Source organism: Citrobacter sp. CK195 (assembly GCF_030333365.1).
Classification (GTDB): Bacteria; Pseudomonadota; Gammaproteobacteria; order Enterobacterales; family Enterobacteriaceae; genus Citrobacter_B; species Citrobacter_B koseri.
This window is the reverse complement of the sequence record NZ_JAOWGB010000023.1, coordinates 362,930-379,276: the sequence shown is the minus strand read 5'-3', so window position 1 is coordinate 379,276 and position 16,347 is coordinate 362,930. Positions and strand designations below refer to the sequence as shown.

Sequence of the window (16,347 nt, the reverse complement as noted above, 5' to 3'; positions counted from 1 at the left end):
TTCCTGCTGACAAGTGCCTGCCTGGTCATTACGATACCCACATCTTATACGCTTTCTCTCTGAGTATGACGGAGATAGCGGAATGTTAATCTGGTAGGGAGAATACATGCGAACCCTGTGGCGATTTATTGCCGGATTTTTTAAGTGGACATGGCGACTGCTGAATTTCGTCCGGGAACTGGTGCTCAACCTGTTCTTCATCTTTCTGGTTCTGGTGGGCGTCGGTATCTGGATGCAGCTTAGCGATGGCAATACCAGCCAACAAACTGCACGCGGCGCGCTGCTGTTGGATATTTCCGGCGTGATCGTCGATAAACCGTCCAGCACCAACCGCCTGGGCGTCATTGGCCGACAGCTGTTTGGCGCCAGCTCTGACCGCCTGCAAGAAAACTCACTGTTTGATATCGTCAACACCATTCGTCAGGCGAAAGACGATCGCAATATCACCGGCATCGTGATGGATCTGAAAAACTTCGCGGGCGCCGATCAGCCTTCCATGCAGTACATCGGGAAAGCGCTGCGCGAATTTCGCGATAGCGGCAAGCCGGTCTTTGCCGTAGGCGACAGCTACAGTCAGGGGCAATATTACCTGGCGAGCTTCGCCAATAAAATCTGGCTTTCTCCGCAGGGTACGGTCGATCTGCACGGCTTCGCAACCAACGGCCTGTATTACAAATCCTTGCTGGATAAGCTGAAAGTCTCCACGCACGTCTTCCGCGTCGGCACTTATAAATCCGCCGTGGAACCGTTTATCCGCGATGATATGTCGCCTGCCGCGCGCGAAGCGGACAGCCGCTGGATTGGCGAGCTGTGGCAAAACTACCTGAACACCATTGCGGCGAACCGTCAGATCCCCGCGCAGCAGGTCTTCCCTGGCGCGCAGGCTATGCTCGACGGGCTGAGCAAAGTGGATGGCGATACCGCGAAATACGCGCTCGACAACAAACTGGTGGATGCGCTGGCGTCTAACGCCGAAGTGGAAAAAGCGCTGACCAAGCAGTTTGGCTGGAGCAAAGCAGAAAACAACTATCGGGCCATCAGCTATTACGATTATTCGCTGAAAACGCCTGCCGATACCGGCGACGGTATTGGCGTCGTGTTCGCCAATGGCGCGATTATGGACGGTGAAGAAACACCGGGCAACGTCGGCGGCGACACGACAGCGTCGCAAATCCGCGATGCGCGCCTGGACCCGAAAGTGAAAGCGATTGTGCTGCGCGTAAACAGCCCCGGCGGCAGCGTCAGCGCCTCTGAAGTCATTCGCGCCGAACTGGCCGCTGCGAAAGCCGCAGGCAAGCCGGTTGTGGTGTCGATGGGCGGAATGGCGGCATCCGGCGGTTACTGGATCTCCACCCCGGCAAGCTACATTGTGGCGAACCCGAGCACCCTGACAGGCTCAATCGGCATCTTTGGCGTTATCAACACCGTTGAGAACAGCCTGGATTCGATCGGCGTGCATACCGATGGCGTCGCCACCTCGCCGCTGGCGGACGTTTCTGTCACCAAATCGCTGCCGCCTGAAGTGCAGCAGATGATGCAGCTCAGCATTGAGAATGGCTACAAACGCTTTATCACGCTGGTTGCCGATGCGCGTAAGAGCACCCCGGCGCAGATTGATAAAATCGCGCAGGGGCATGTCTGGACCGGTCAGGATGCAAAAGCGAATGGTCTGGTAGACAGTCTGGGCGACTTTGACGACGCCATCGCCAAAGCCGCAGAGCTGGCTAAACTGAAGCAATGGCATCTTGAGTATTATCAGGATGAACCGACATTCTTCGACAGAATCATGGACAGCATGTCCGGCTCCGTGCGCGCGATGCTGCCGGAAGCCATTCAGGCGATGCTCCCGGCGCCGCTGGCGACAGCCGCCAGCGCGGTAAAAGCAGAGAGTGATAAACTGGCTGCCTTTAACGATCCGCAAAACCGTTATGCGTTCTGCCTGACCTGCGCGAACGTGCGCTAAATTGCCATTGCCGGATGGCGATGCTATCGCGTCTTATCCGGCCTACGAGTTTCGCGTAATTTGTAGGCCGGATAAGGCGCAACCGCCTCCGGCAATATAAGAGACTTCACTTCGTAAGAACATTGCCATGCAGAAGAAATCGATTTACGTTGCCTATACCGGCGGTACGATTGGTATGCAGCGCTCGGAACAGGGTTACATTCCGGTATCAGGCCATCTCCAGCGCCAGCTGGCGCTGATGCCCGAATTTCACCGCCCGGAAATGCCGGACTTCACTATTCATGAATATGCCCCGCTGATGGACTCATCCGATATGACGCCGGAAGACTGGCAGCATATCGCAGAAGACATCAAAGCGCGTTACAACGACTATGACGGCTTTGTCATCCTCCACGGCACGGACACGATGGCATTCACCGCCTCGGCACTCTCCTTCATGCTGGAGAATCTGGGTAAGCCGGTAATTGTGACAGGGTCACAAATCCCGCTGGCGGAGCTACGCTCCGATGGGCAGATTAATCTGCTGAATGCCCTGTATGTCGCCGCGAATTACCCCATCAATGAAGTTACCCTCTTTTTCAATAATCGGCTGTTTCGCGGCAACCGCACGACAAAAGCGCATGCCGATGGCTTTGACGCGTTCGCCTCCCCCAACCTTCAGCCGCTGCTGGAAGCCGGAATTCATATCCGTCGCTTAAGTACGCCGCCCGCACCGCACGGCGAAGGCGAGCTGATTGTTCACCCAATCACGCCGCAGCCTATTGGCGTCGTCACCATTTATCCGGGAATTTCTGCCGAAGTGGTGCGTAACTTCCTGCGCCAGCCGGTAAAAGCGCTGATCCTGCGTTCTTACGGCGTCGGTAACGCGCCGCAGAACAAAGAGTTCCTCAAAGAACTGGAAGATGCGAGTTCACGCGGTATCGTGGTGGTTAACCTGACGCAATGCATGTCCGGCAAGGTGAATATGGGTGGGTATGCCACCGGCAACGCGCTGGCGCATGCTGGCGTGATCGGCGGCGCGGATATGACCGTTGAAGCAACGCTGACTAAGCTGCACTACTTGTTAAGCCAGAATCTGGATACACAGACCATTCGTACCGCGATGACGCAAAATCTACGCGGTGAACTGACGCCAGACGAATAAGGAACTTTTCATGACGACCCGGGCCTTACTACTGGTTGATTTGCAGAATGATTTTTGCGCCGGCGGCGCACTGGCCGTCCCTGAAGGCGACAGCACCGTGGACGTAGCAAACCGTCTTATCGCCTGGTGTAAAGCGCGCGGCGACGCGGTGATCGCCAGCCAGGACTGGCATCCTGCCGGACACGGCAGTTTCGCCAGCCAGCATCAGGCGCAGCCCTACAGCCAGGGACAACTGGACGGTTTAGCGCAAACCTTCTGGCCCGATCACTGCGTACAAAATAGCGACGGCGCGGCCTTGCATCCCCTGCTCAGGCAGAACGCCATCGATGCGGTTTTCCATAAAGGCGAGAATCCGCAGGTGGACAGCTACAGCGCCTTTTTTGATAACGGACGCCGCCAGAAAACCGCCCTGGACGCCTGGCTTCGTGAGAACGGCGTACAGACGCTGATCGTGATGGGGCTGGCGACCGATTACTGCGTGAAGTTTACCGTGCTGGATGCGCTGCAACTGGGTTATACGGTGAATGTGATTACCGACGGCTGTCGCGGCGTGAATATTCAGCCGCAGGACAGCGCGCACGCCTTTATGGAGATGGCGGCCGCTGGTGCCACGCTGTATACGCTGGCTGACTGGGAAGAAACGCAGGGTTAGGTGTTCTTACTGCCTGATGGCGCTTCGCTTATCGGGCCTACTGGTCATTGCTTTGTAGGCCTGATAAGCGAAGCGCCATCAGGCTACCAACAAAAAAGCTACATTACAGTTTCAGCGTCGCAATCGATTTTGGCGCAATGCCAAAATCCTCTTTCAACTGCTGCTTACTTTTCATCACCATCTGACCGTTGGTATCAATGGTCATATGCTGCGCGTCGGTATTGTGCCGCGCCTGCCAGAGCATCACCAGTTGCATGCTGTTCTCTTTTTGCTCCGGCGTCAGCGCAACGCCGTCCGGCCATTTTCCCAGCTCAACGGCGGTAGATAAGCGCTGATAAACTTCCGGCGTCATGCTGTCGATCATCTCATCAAGATTCATGATAAGTCCGCTCCTGTGGAATAATTTGCTGAATCGTTTTTTCAGCCCTTAGTTTGTTCGCCGTTTTCATCATCGGTGAAGCTTAATGAGGCCGAATTGACGCAATAACGCTCACCCGTCGGCTGTGGGCCATCCGAAAAGACATGTCCCAGGTGCGCATCACAGTTGCCGCAGCGAATTTCTATACGCTGCATCCCGTGGGAAAAGTCCTTAATGTAACGGATAGATTCTTCACTGACCGGCTCGTAAAAGCTCGGCCAGCCGCAGCCGGAATCATACTTGGTTTGGGAATGAAACAGCGGCGCGTCGCAGACCAGACAGTGGTAGACGCCATCACGCTTATTATGCAGCAAACGCCCGGTAAATGGCGGTTCCGTACCGTGATTCTGCGTCACGTAGAATTGCATTTCGGACAACTTTTTTTTCAGATCTTCCGCAGAGGGTTGATTAGCCATTTGCTCACATCTCGCTTTAGCCATACTCACATTGCGTGACCGATTCTAACAAAACATTAACACCCCAGTGTGAACTTTTGTTCTAAACTTGATCCTTGCGAAATGGCAGCTTATGAATCGTGATCGGAATCACGTTTTTATCTCAGTTGCCCTTTAAAATTCGGGGCGCCGCCCCCATGTGGTTTCAAGCCGAAAGGAAGAGTGAGGCGAGTCAGCCGTGCAAAGCTTGTACAGAGGATTGATTTGTCGCAATGATTGACACGATTCCGCTTGACGCTGCGTAAGGTTTTTGTAATTTTACAGGCAACCTTTTATTCACTAACAAATAGCTGGTGGAATATATGACTATCAAAGTAGGTATCAACGGTTTTGGCCGTATCGGTCGCATTGTTTTCCGTGCTGCTCAGAAACGTTCTGACATTGAGATTGTTGCAATCAACGATCTGTTAGACGCTGAATACATGGCTTACATGCTGAAATATGACTCCACTCACGGTCGTTTCGATGGCACCGTTGAAGTGAAAGACGGTCATCTGATCGTTAACGGTAAAAAAATCCGTGTTACCGCTGAACGTGATCCGGCTAACCTGAAATGGGACGAAGTTGGTGTTGACGTAGTTGCTGAAGCTACCGGTATCTTCCTGACTGACGAAACCGCACGTAAGCACATCACTGCTGGCGCGAAAAAAGTGGTTCTGACAGGTCCGTCCAAAGACAACACTCCGATGTTTGTTAAAGGCGCTAACTTTGACAAATACGAAGGCCAGGACATCGTTTCCAACGCATCCTGCACCACTAACTGCCTGGCGCCGCTGGCTAAAGTTATCAACGACAACTTCGGCATCATCGAAGGTCTGATGACCACCGTTCACGCGACCACCGCTACTCAGAAAACCGTTGACGGCCCGTCTCACAAAGACTGGCGCGGCGGCCGTGGCGCGGCTCAGAACATCATCCCGTCCTCTACCGGTGCTGCTAAAGCGGTAGGTAAAGTACTGCCGGAACTGAACGGCAAACTGACTGGTATGGCGTTCCGCGTTCCGACTCCGAACGTATCCGTTGTTGACCTGACCGTTCGTCTGGAAAAAGCGGCTTCTTACGAAGACATTAAGAAAGCGATCAAAGCTGCTTCCGAAGGCCCGATGAAAGGCGTTCTGGGTTACACCGAAGACGACGTAGTATCTACCGATTTCAACGGCGAAGTATGCACTTCCGTGTTCGATGCTAAAGCAGGTATCGCGCTGAACGACAACTTCGTGAAACTGGTCTCCTGGTACGACAACGAAACCGGCTACTCCAACAAAGTTCTGGATCTGATTGCTCACATCTCCAAATAAGTTGAGATGAGAAATTGATCCCAAAAGGCGACCTCCGGTCGCCTTTTTTTATGGCTAAGAGTTTTCAACTCCAAGGATTGCATCATGATTAACACAATTTTCGCTCTCCCGGTCATCGAACAAATTACCCCTGTCCTCTCCCGCCGCCAGCTCGACGAGCTTGACGTGATCGTCGTCGATCACCCGCAAGTTAGGGCGTCTTTTGCACTCCAGGGCGCACATTTGCTCTCCTGGAAACCAGCAGGCGCCGAAGAAGTGCTGTGGCTGAGCAACAACACGCCGTTTAAAACAGGCGTTGCGCTGCGTGGCGGCGTACCGATCTGCTGGCCGTGGTTTGGCCCCTCTGCGCAGCAGGGTCTGCCGTCTCACGGCTTTGCCCGTAACCTGCCGTGGGCGCTGAAAGCCCACAACGAAGACGACAACGGCGCGGTACTGACATTTGAACTACAGAGCAGTGAGGCAACACGCCAGTACTGGCCGCACGATTTCACCCTGCTTGCGCGCTTCAAAGTGGGTAAAACCTGTGAGATCGAACTGGAAGCCCACGGCGAATTCGAAACCACATCTGCCCTGCACACCTACTTTAACGTCGGCGATATCGCCGCAGTTAAGGTCAGCGGCCTTGGCGACCGTTTCATTGATAAAGTGAACGACGCCAAAGAAGATGTGCTGGCAGACGGCATCCAGACGTTCCCGGATCGTACTGACCGCGTTTACCTGAACCCGGAAGCCTGTAGCGTTATCCATGATGATGCGCTGAACCGCAACATTGACGTCATCCACCATCACAACATTAACGTTGTGGGATGGAACCCTGGCCCGGCACTCGCCGCCAGCATGGGCGACATGCCGGATGATGGCTACAAAACCTTTGTCTGTGTGGAAACGGCTTACGCCACCGCGCCGCAAAAAGCCAGCGAAGAAAAACCGTCTCGCCTGGTGCAAACAATTCGCGTCGCAAAACGTTAAGGCTTGACTGATGCCGGATGACGATGCTGACGCATCTTATCCGGCCTGCAACCTGTCGGCACCGCCGTCTGCGTACATCTCTGCGCTGGCATTCTCACCCATGTACCACGTCCTGTCATCGCATCCTCCCCATCAATGCACCACCGCAAAGCAAAACAGAGCGCAAGCGCCCTGTTTTGATGCACGAATTGCACTGTAAAAATGCACAATCAGAACTTATAGGTGATCCCGGTTGAGATCAGGCCGGTCCAGGATTTATCAACCATCGGACTGTCGGTCACTTCATCCGACAAACGGGTATAACGCGCTGTACCGTAAACGCTCCAGTCCCCGAGGAAGTTGTAGTTAGCGCTGATTTCCAGGTACGGGTTCCAGCCGCTTTCTGGATCGTAGCTACGCAGGCCGCTGCGCGAGGACTCTTTGCGCGAAACGCCATAGTAGTATTCGTTCTGGTTTTCGCTGTTCCACTGCACGCCAATACCCGGCGTCAGCGTCAGCGCGCCATTGGTATAGCGGTACAACCAGGCCAGATCCCACACGATGCCGTTGCTGTTATCCAGCGTATCGCCCGCCAGCGTGGTGCGCAGGAAACCGTATTCGGTATTGTGGATGTAAGACAGGCCCGCCATCATGGTGCTCTTACGCTTGTCGAGTTCGCGCAGTCGGCGATCGTCGCTGTCACCCGGCTTAAAGTACAGCGGAGACCAGTACGCGGTAATCGACAATTTATCCGCTTTGTCGTTCCACAGGTAGTATCCGCCGCCCAGGCCCCGGAACCAGAAGTTATCACTTTCATAGTTGATAACCGGCACCGGATACACATCAGCATCGTAATCTTTGTAAGGATGTTCAACCACACCAACGCCAGCGCCCAGCGTCAAGTCGTTTTCAGCTTGCGCTACGCCAGCTGATGTGGCGATAAGCACGCCAAATGCCAGAAGTTTGAGTTTGGTCACAATCCATATTCCTTATTCAAATGTTTAGCGCCAAAAGTGTAACTGCCAATACGTTTCAACCCAACTATTTTACTTATTCGTTTCACTCTCTGTAACCGGTTAATTTCTCAATAGTGGATGACAGTTTGCTTGCAGTCGGATGAACGCGGGATGACTTTCATCTCTTTTCTTTACATAACCATGCACTTTTAGCGGATGAGTTATTGATATGCCATTGAAATTCATTTATGCGCACAGGCAAGTTTTGCAAATGCCATCTACGCTTAATTTTAAGAAGGTGTATCACCGGGCACGTTGATCTCTTGCTCTGCGTTGTGGCATGAGAGTTGCTGTTTATCAGTAGAGACGTCGTTCAGTTACCTCTTCCGGGAGCCTCTACTATTCATATGAACGGCTCTTACCATGTGCTAAAAAACGAAAGGACGGCATACCATGAATATATTCGATCACTATCGCCAGCGCTATGAAGCTGCCAAGGACGAAGAGTTCACACTGCAGGAGTTTCTTACCACTTGTCGGCAAGATCGCAGTGCTTATGCCAACGCGGCAGAGCGGCTACTGATGGCTATTGGTGAGCCTGTCATGGTCGATACTGCCCAGGAACCTCGACTTTCTCGACTCTTTTCGAACCGGGTCATCGCTCGCTATCCCGCATTCGAAGAGTTTTACGGCATGGAAGACGCGATTGAACAGATTGTCTCTTATCTGAAACACGCGGCTCAGGGGCTGGAAGAGAAGAAACAGATCCTGTATCTGTTGGGGCCTGTAGGGGGCGGTAAATCGTCGCTGGCCGAGCGACTGAAATCTTTGATGCAGCATGTGCCTATTTATGTTCTGAGCGCCAACGGTGAGCGTAGTCCGGTAAATGATCACCCGTTATGCCTGTTTAATCCGCAGGAGGACGCGCAGATTCTGGAAAAAGAGTACGGCATTCCGCGCCGCTATCTCGGCACCATTATGTCGCCGTGGGCCGCGAAACGTCTGCATGAGTTCGGCGGGGATATTACCAAATTCCGCGTCATCAAAGTCTGGCCGTCCATTCTGGAACAGATTGCTATCGCCAAAACAGAACCCGGCGATGAAAACAACCAGGATATTTCCGCGCTGGTCGGCAAGGTGGATATTCGTAAACTCGAACACCACGCGCAAAACGACCCGGATGCCTATGGCTATTCCGGCGCGCTGTGCCGCGCTAACCAGGGGATCATGGAGTTCGTCGAGATGTTTAAAGCACCGATTAAAGTGCTGCATCCTCTGCTGACCGCCACTCAGGAAGGTAACTACAACGGGACGGAAGGTATCTCCGCCCTGCCGTTTAACGGCATTATTCTTGCCCACTCGAACGAATCCGAATGGGTGACTTTCCGCAACAACAAAAATAACGAAGCCTTCCTCGACCGTGTTTACATCGTGAAGGTGCCGTATTGCTTACGCATTTCCGAAGAGATCAAAATCTACGAGAAGCTGCTGAATCACAGTGAGCTGACTCATGCGCCATGCGCGCCGGGTACGCTGGAAACCCTGTCGCGCTTCTCGATTCTTTCTCGTCTGAAAGAGCCGGAAAACTCGAGCATCTACTCGAAAATGCGCGTCTATGATGGCGAAAGCCTGAAAGATACCGACCCGAAAGCGAAGTCCTATCAGGAATACCGGGACTACGCCGGCGTCGATGAAGGGATGAATGGTCTGTCCACGCGTTTCGCGTTTAAGATCCTCTCCCGCGTGTTTAACTTTGACCATGCCGAAGTGGCCGCCAACCCGGTGCATCTGTTCTACGTACTGGAGCAGCAGATCGAGCGCGAACAGTTCCCGCAAGAGCTGGCTGAACGCTATCTGGAGTTCCTGAAAGGTTATCTGATCCCGAAATACGCCGAGTTTATTGGCAAAGAGATCCAGACCGCCTATCTGGAATCCTATTCCGAGTACGGACAGAACATTTTTGATCGTTATGTCACCTATGCGGATTTCTGGATTCAGGATCAGGAATACCGCGACCCGGATACCGGCCAGCTCTTTGACCGCGAGTCACTGAACGCTGAACTGGAGAAAATCGAAAAACCGGCGGGCATCAGCAACCCGAAAGATTTCCGTAACGAGATCGTCAACTTCGTTCTGCGTGCCAGAGCGAATAACAGCGGTCGCAATCCAAACTGGACCAGTTACGAAAAACTGCGCACGGTTATTGAGAAGAAAATGTTCTCGAATACCGAGGAGCTGCTGCCGGTGATTTCGTTTAACGCGAAAACCTCAACCGACGAGCAGAAAAAACACGACGATTTTGTCGACCGCATGATGGAGAAAGGTTATACCCGTAAGCAGGTTCGCCTGCTGTGCGAATGGTATCTGCGCGTACGGAAATCGTCTTAACAGCATAAATGGCCCGGAAAATTTTATCCGTTTACCGGGCCAACAATTCTTTTGTACGCGAAATCATTCAAGAGGTATCAAGGCGGCAAATGAGTGAATCCCCAGGAGCGTACATAAGTACGTGACTGGGGTGAGCGAATACAGCCAACGCAGAGACAACTTGAAGGATGAAGCGTAAGTTGGCAAATGCAGTACGGGGGGCTTATGACCTGGTTTATTGACCGGCGTCTTAACGGTAAAAACAAGAGCATGGTGAACCGCCAGCGCTTCTTACGCCGTTATAAAGCGCAAATTAAACAGTCGATCTCCGAGGCCATTAATAAACGTTCGGTGACCGATGTAGAGAGCGGCGAGTCCGTCTCAATCCCGACAGATGACATCAGCGAACCGATGTTTCATCAGGGACGGGGCGGCTTGCGCCATCGCGTACACCCCGGCAACGATCATTTCGTACAGAACGATCGCATTGAGCGTCCACAAGGTGGCGGCGGTGGTTCCGGGAGTGGGCAAGGCCAGGCCAGTCAGGATGGTGAGGGTCAGGATGAATTCGTCTTTCAGATTTCCAAAGATGAGTATCTGGATCTGCTCTTTGAAGATTTAGCGCTGCCTAACCTGAAAAAAAATCAGCAACGGCAGCTTACTGAGTATAAAACCCACCGCGCGGGTTTTACCTCCAACGGCGTTCCGGCCAACATCAGCGTGGTGCGTTCCCTGCAAAACTCTCTGGCGCGCCGCACGGCGATGACTGCGGGTAAACGTCGGGAGCTGCGCGCGCTTGAGGACGACCTGGACATCATCACCAAAAGCGAACCCGCGCAGTTGCTGGAAGAGGAGCGGCTACGTAAAGAGATTGCTGAACTGCGGGCAAAAATCGACCGTGTCCCCTTTATCGACACCTTTGATTTACGCTACAAAAATTATGAAAAGCGCCCTGACCCTTCCAGCCAGGCCGTGATGTTCTGCCTGATGGACGTATCCGGCTCGATGGATCAGGCCACCAAAGATATGGCCAAACGTTTTTATATCCTGCTCTACCTGTTCCTCAGCCGAACCTATAAGAACGTTGAAGTGGTCTATATCCGCCACCATACGCAGGCAAAAGAGGTGGATGAGCATGAGTTCTTCTACTCCCAGGAAACCGGGGGCACTATCGTCTCCAGCGCCCTGAAATTGATGGATGAGGTAGTGAAAGATCGCTACGACCCGGCGCAGTGGAATATCTACGCGGCGCAGGCTTCGGATGGCGATAACTGGGCAGATGACTCTCCGCTGTGTCATGAGATTCTGGCGAAAAAACTGCTGCCGGTGGTGCGCTATTACAGCTATATCGAAATCACCCGCCGCGCCCACCAGACCTTATGGCGCGAATATGAGCATCTGCAATCGACTTTTGATAACTTTGCGATGCAGCATATCCGCGACCAGGATGATATCTATCCAGTCTTCCGTGAACTGTTCCAGAAACAAAGTACGACAAGTAAAGACTAGAAATCAGTCCGTCAGGTCAGTAAAAAGCCAGAACCCTGTTCTGGCTTTTCTTTATTTCCCCTTAACCGAACAGCAGGCAATGTAATTCAACTGATGGCGCTGTGATTTAAAGAAGCGAAACATCTTGATAAAACGGCTGCGATTGTCACGGATGCACAGCCCGTTATAAACAATTCTAAGCGCCCCTTTCAGCCCTTCATCGCGAATCAACCCTCGCGGAGACATCAGCGACATTTCACCGTTCTGCTGTAAAACCTGCTCAAACCCGGAATCCAGCAACAGATCGCGCCAGCCTTGTTTGGTCATCGGGCTTACATTCGATTTCACCACATGCTGAAGCTGGTTCTGCTCACCTTCCGCCAGCTTCTGGCTGGTCAGCATAATATCGTGCGTTAAGAGACGGCCACCCGGCTTCAGAACCCGATAATATTCACCGATCAGCTTTGCTTTCGCTTTGTCGGCATACATGGTGAGCATGGCCTCGTTAATCACGACATCAAAACTGTTATCGGCAAAGGGTAGGCTGTTGGCATTGGCAGCCATGACATGGATGTGATTTTCCAGCCCGTGCGCCGCGACATTGTTCCGCGCGTTTGCCAGCGCGTTTTTATCCATATCGATGGCGTAGACCGAACAACCAAAACGTTGCACCAACTCAATGGCGGTCGTCGCCATATTGCATGCCACTTCCAGCACCTGGCTGCCCGGCGTCAGCTGAGACTGGCTGAACAGCCACTCCGTCGCCTCAATGCCGCCCGGACGCAGACGGGTTTTGCCCAGGCTTGCTAAAAATGTATGGCCCGCTTTTTCATTCGCACTCATCGCGCACCTCCTTCCTGATAAGTTGCATTATAAATACAACATTAAGAGAAAAAGGGGAAGTATGAGAATGATTTTTATTTCATAACACAAAAGAGGACGAAGGCGCTGTTAGAGAGAACATCGCCACTGTGATAAACTGAAGCGTCGCCCTTTGAAAACTGTTATTCATCATGAAATTGCATCATAAAGCGCTCAGGCTCTTTATCTCCGCAAGCGTCATTGTACTGACGTCCTCTTTTCTGGCTTATGAATTGATCGCCAGTGACAGGGCGATGAATGCCTATATGGGCTACATCATCGAAAAGGCAGACTCTTCATTTTTGTATGACAAGTACCAGAATCAGAGCATTGCAGCTCATTTAATGCGCACGTTCACGGAGCCCAAAACACCGCCATCCGATGAACAACAATATGCGTTATGCCGCGGATTTGAAACAGGTCGCAATACCCACGGCATCAATCTCACCACTCATAATAACCCATCGCTACATGGAACACTGCAAACCGCCGAGGCAAACTGCGCGATCGTAGCTGACGACGCTCCTCTGTTGTTCGCTTTTGATCAGGCGGTGGCCGCGAATCGTAACCAGAAGGATTATGGTAAAGGGCTGGGCACTGTAGAAGATAAATTCCACTACTATCTGGATATTAAAAAACGCTACGTCTATTTTTATAACCTGATTGACTCCAGACAATTTTTTATGCACCACTGGTCTTTTCTGCGAAAAGGAACGCTGGGAATCAACCGTAACGATATTGATGGTCAATTCACAGGGCGAACAGTGCTCTCAAGCATTTATCAGGACGATCTTACGGAAAAAAATGTGATGAGTTTTTTAACTCCCGTTTATCTACATGGAAAGTTAAAAGGCATAGTAATGGTGGATATTAACCAGGATAACCTGAAGAATATTTTTTACACTCAGGATCGTCCACTGGTCTGGCGCTATCTGGACGCGACTCTGTTCGACCTTAATTCAGAGAAAAAAATCATTGTCCATCAGAGCGAAAATAACCTCTTTAATTATGTTAATTATGTTCACGACCTGCCAGGCGGAATCCGTGTCACATTATCTCTCGACATCCTGTATTTTATTGTCTCATCATGGAAACTGTTCGCCTTTTACCTGCTCGTTACCGCTACGTTACTGAACATGGTCAGAATGCATTTTCGCCTTTACCATAATGTCAATCGTGAAAATATCAGCGATGCGATGACCGGCCTCTATAACCGTAAGATCCTGACACCGCAGCTTGAACAGCGGTTGCAGCGACTGGTCAACACAGGCACCTCCGTGACGTTTATCGCCATCGATCTGGATAGGTTGAAAGTCATTAACGACACGCAGGGGCATCAGGAAGGCGATCGCACAATTACATTGCTGGCAAAAGCCATTGAAGCATCGGTGCGTAAAACTGATTACGCAATAAGATTGGGAGGTGATGAATTTTGTGTAATTCTTATCGATTCAGTTGTACCGGCAACAACTTTACCTGAGCGTATTGCCAATAAGTTGCGAATCATCGCGCCAGATAAGGTGATTAGTTTTTCCGCTGGACTTTATCATATGCAGCCTGAGGATACGATCCAGGACGCATACAAGGCCTCTGATGAGCAACTCTATCTCAACAAACAACAAAATCATGCACGTTTGTGATACCCTTTTGCCGTTAAAACTTCATCGCAATATTGGGAGTGAATAATGAATGAAGTCGCTAAGGGGATCACGGCTCACCAGCGTTTGATTACCCTTTTATCGCAGGAAGGCGCCACTTATCGTGTACTCAGCCACGAGGCGGTCGGTAAGTGCGAAGCGGTTTCGGAAATTCGCGGCACCGCACTGGGCCAGGGGGCAAAAGCGCTGGTGTGTAAAGTGAAAGGCAATGGCGTCAATCAACATGTCCTGGCGATCCTTTCCGCTGACCAGCAGGCCGATCTCGCCCAACTCGCAAACCATCTCGGCGGACTAAGAGCTTCGCTTGCCAGCCCTGCCGAGGTGGATGCGCTGACCGGCTGCGTCTTTGGCGCGATTCCCCCTTTTAGCTTCCACCCTAACCTGAAGCTGGTGGCCGATCCGCTGTTGTTCGAGCGCTTCAACGAAATCGCGTTTAACGCCGGCGTACTGGAAAAATCGGTCATTATGAATACCGACGATTACCTGCGCATTGCGCAGCCTGAACTGGTCAACTTTCGCCGAGCGCAATAACGGCTCAGAAACGTCTTTCCAGCACCAGTACGGAAATCACAATCACCGCGGCAATAGCGAAAAATGATGAGGTAATGATCAGCGTTTCAATCAGCATATGATCGTTCATGGTTTCACCCCGTTGCGACAGAGAAAACGGCTCACCTGTTATTGATAAATCGAATTAATGGCAATTTAATGACAGCAAGCCTGGCCTGCCCGGAAAATTCTCCTCAGGCATTCGCCTGAAAATGTGCCGTTATTGATAAAAAAGCCTGTTCACTCACGTATTTGCGCGTACAGTAAGCAGGCTTATCTTTCTCTGGCAAGGAAACCACGATGTTTGATGTCACTCTGCTGATCCTGCTTGGACTGGCAGCGCTGGGCTTTATCAGCCATAACACCACTGTCGCCGTTTCAATTCTGGTGTTGATCATTGTCCGCGTTACCCCACTCAATACGTTTTTCCCGTGGATTGAGAAACAGGGGCTTACCGTCGGGATCATTATCCTGACTATCGGCGTCATGGCGCCGATCGCCAGCGGTTCGCTGCCTCCCTCTACGCTCATTCACTCCTTCGTCAACTGGAAATCACTGGTTGCCATCGCCATTGGCATCTTTGTTTCCTGGCTGGGCGGGCGCGGCGTTACGCTGATGGGAAGCCAGCCACAGCTGGTCGCGGGTTTACTGGTGGGAACGGTACTGGGCGTCGCGTTGTTCCGGGGCGTGCCGGTCGGCCCGCTCATTGCCGCAGGCCTGGTGTCGCTGATTATTGGGAAGCAGTAAGCCCGGCCAGATAACGGCCTGGCGTTTGCCCCAGCCCCTTTTTAAACATGGTGATAAACGCGGTCGTTGAATCATAACCCAGCGTTTGAGCGACGTGCTGCACGCTGTGTCCGTCAATCAGCGCCTGCAACGCCAGAATAAGCTGCAACTGGTGACGCCAGCGACGAAAGCTCAGGCCGGTTTCCTTTACCACCAGTCGGGCAAGATTGCGTTCGCTCATGGCGAACAAGCTCGCCCACTGCCCCAGCGTTTGCCAGCGGGCTGGTTCACGCGCCATCGTCTCCACCATTTGACGTATTTTAGGATGCCCGGAAACCGGAAGCTGCATCTGCTCCTGTGGTTGCTGCGGAAGCTCATCAAACAAGACCTGTGTCAGGCGCTGCGTCATTGGCTCGGTACGCTGAATATCCGTTCTCGCGGCAAGCGCCAGAATCAGCTCCCGGCACAATGGCGTTATTTTTAGCGTACAGCAGCGATCCGGCATCACAACCGCATCCGGCTCAATAAACAGAAAACATAATTCCGCCCCCGCCGTGACGTGGTTACTGTGGGGAATTTCGCCGGGAACCCATACCGCATACTGTGGTGGCACCATCCACATGGCGCTTTCTACCTCGCAGGTAATAGCGCCATGCAGCGCCAGGATCAGTTGCCCTTTTCGATGGTGATGCAGCGGACTGAAAAGCTCATCTTCGCGAGCGCGAATGCAAAAGGCCACAGCCGCATCATGGTGAAGGTCAGGCTCGTAGCCATCCAGTCTCAGGCCAATCATCATATTGTCCGATTTTAGCGATAAACTGTCATTTTAGCTTGATTGATCCAGAGAGTAAAAACGGTAAGGTA

General features: G+C 52.2%; 15 protein-coding genes and 1 pseudogene. 10 read left to right on the top strand and 6 right to left on the bottom strand.

The window, feature by feature from the left end; genetic code table 11:
- Positions 1-106: 106 nt before the first annotated feature.
- From sppA to pncA, 3 genes are all read left to right on the top strand, one after another.
- Positions 107-1,963, top strand: a complete 1,857-nt coding sequence (gene sppA, locus OGX93_RS10345; RefSeq protein WP_286449625.1) for a signal peptide peptidase SppA — start codon at positions 107-109, stop codon at positions 1,961-1,963.
- A 127-nt stretch (positions 1,964-2,090) separates the two neighbouring features.
- The gene (gene ansA / locus OGX93_RS10340; protein ID WP_058669022.1) at positions 2,091-3,107 is read left to right on the top strand and encodes an asparaginase; all 1,017 of its coding nucleotides are present in this window, start codon (positions 2,091-2,093) and stop codon (positions 3,105-3,107) included.
- Positions 3,108-3,117: 10 nt separating this feature from the next.
- Positions 3,118-3,759 carry a bifunctional nicotinamidase/pyrazinamidase gene (gene pncA / locus OGX93_RS10335; protein ID WP_115626625.1) on the top strand — a complete coding sequence of 214 codons (642 nt, stop codon included), beginning with the start codon at positions 3,118-3,120 and terminating at the stop codon, positions 3,757-3,759.
- A 103-nt stretch (positions 3,760-3,862) separates the two neighbouring features.
- Here pncA and OGX93_RS10330 read toward each other — a convergent pair whose 3' ends face one another.
- Positions 3,863-4,138: a YeaC family protein gene (locus tag OGX93_RS10330; RefSeq protein WP_012132664.1), complete on the bottom strand. Its 276-nt coding sequence runs from the start codon at positions 4,136-4,138 to the stop codon at positions 3,863-3,865.
- Positions 4,139-4,179: 41 nt separating this feature from the next.
- Entirely contained in the window at positions 4,180-4,593 is a 414-nt protein-coding gene (gene msrB, locus OGX93_RS10325; protein ID WP_047457431.1) for a peptide-methionine (R)-S-oxide reductase MsrB, read from the bottom strand.
- Positions 4,594-4,934: 341 nt separating this feature from the next.
- Here msrB and gapA point away from each other — a divergent pair, with 341 nt between their 5' ends.
- Positions 4,935-5,930 (top strand): glyceraldehyde-3-phosphate dehydrogenase, encoded by a 996-nt coding sequence (gapA, locus tag OGX93_RS10320; protein ID WP_012132666.1) that lies wholly within the window; start codon positions 4,935-4,937, stop codon positions 5,928-5,930.
- Positions 5,931-6,014: 84 nt separating this feature from the next.
- Positions 6,015-6,899: a D-hexose-6-phosphate mutarotase gene (locus tag OGX93_RS10315; protein ID WP_286449626.1), complete on the top strand. Its 885-nt coding sequence runs from the start codon at positions 6,015-6,017 to the stop codon at positions 6,897-6,899.
- Positions 6,900-7,108: 209 nt separating this feature from the next.
- On the opposite strand, the gene OGX93_RS10310 is transcribed toward OGX93_RS10315, so the two are convergent.
- Complete coding sequence (locus tag OGX93_RS10310; protein ID WP_012132670.1) at positions 7,109-7,855, bottom strand: MipA/OmpV family protein; 747 nt, start codon at positions 7,853-7,855, stop codon at positions 7,109-7,111.
- A gap of 432 nt (positions 7,856-8,287) precedes the next feature.
- Here OGX93_RS10310 and yeaG point away from each other — a divergent pair, with 432 nt between their 5' ends.
- Positions 8,288-10,222 (top strand): protein kinase YeaG, encoded by a 1,935-nt coding sequence (yeaG, locus tag OGX93_RS10305; RefSeq protein ID WP_012132672.1) that lies wholly within the window; start codon positions 8,288-8,290, stop codon positions 10,220-10,222.
- A 204-nt stretch (positions 10,223-10,426) separates the two neighbouring features.
- A complete protein-coding gene (locus tag OGX93_RS10300; protein WP_058669020.1) occupies positions 10,427-11,710 on the top strand; it encodes a YeaH/YhbH family protein in 1,284 nt (427 codons plus the stop codon).
- A gap of 51 nt (positions 11,711-11,761) precedes the next feature.
- Here OGX93_RS10300 and OGX93_RS10295 read toward each other — a convergent pair whose 3' ends face one another.
- Positions 11,762-12,532 (bottom strand): class I SAM-dependent methyltransferase, encoded by a 771-nt coding sequence (locus OGX93_RS10295; protein WP_286449628.1) that lies wholly within the window; start codon positions 12,530-12,532, stop codon positions 11,762-11,764.
- 170 nt (positions 12,533-12,702) lie between these two features.
- Here OGX93_RS10295 and dgcJ point away from each other — a divergent pair, with 170 nt between their 5' ends.
- Together dgcJ and OGX93_RS10285 are read left to right on the top strand one after the other, a co-directional pair.
- Positions 12,703-14,190, top strand: a complete 1,488-nt coding sequence (gene dgcJ / locus OGX93_RS10290) for a diguanylate cyclase DgcJ (RefSeq protein WP_012132675.1) — start codon at positions 12,703-12,705, stop codon at positions 14,188-14,190.
- A 45-nt stretch (positions 14,191-14,235) separates the two neighbouring features.
- Positions 14,236-14,739: a YbaK/prolyl-tRNA synthetase associated domain-containing protein gene (locus OGX93_RS10285; RefSeq protein WP_012132676.1), complete on the top strand. Its 504-nt coding sequence runs from the start codon at positions 14,236-14,238 to the stop codon at positions 14,737-14,739.
- A 4-nt stretch (positions 14,740-14,743) separates the two neighbouring features.
- On the opposite strand, the gene yoaI is transcribed toward OGX93_RS10285, so the two are convergent.
- Positions 14,744-14,848, bottom strand: coding sequence for a small membrane protein YoaI (gene yoaI, locus OGX93_RS10280; protein ID WP_096753847.1), 105 nt, complete (start codon positions 14,846-14,848; stop codon positions 14,744-14,746).
- Positions 14,849-15,057: 209 nt separating this feature from the next.
- On the opposite strand from yoaI, the gene OGX93_RS10275 reads away from it, so the two are divergent.
- Positions 15,058-15,504: a DUF441 domain-containing protein gene (locus OGX93_RS10275; protein WP_101744274.1), complete on the top strand. Its 447-nt coding sequence runs from the start codon at positions 15,058-15,060 to the stop codon at positions 15,502-15,504.
- Here OGX93_RS10275 and OGX93_RS10270 read toward each other — a convergent pair.
- Positions 15,487-16,276, bottom strand: a pseudogene (locus OGX93_RS10270) (AraC family transcriptional regulator); the annotation flags it as partial. The gene OGX93_RS10275 and the pseudogene OGX93_RS10270 overlap by 18 nt on opposite strands.
- Between the last annotated feature and the right edge of the window lie 71 nt (positions 16,277-16,347).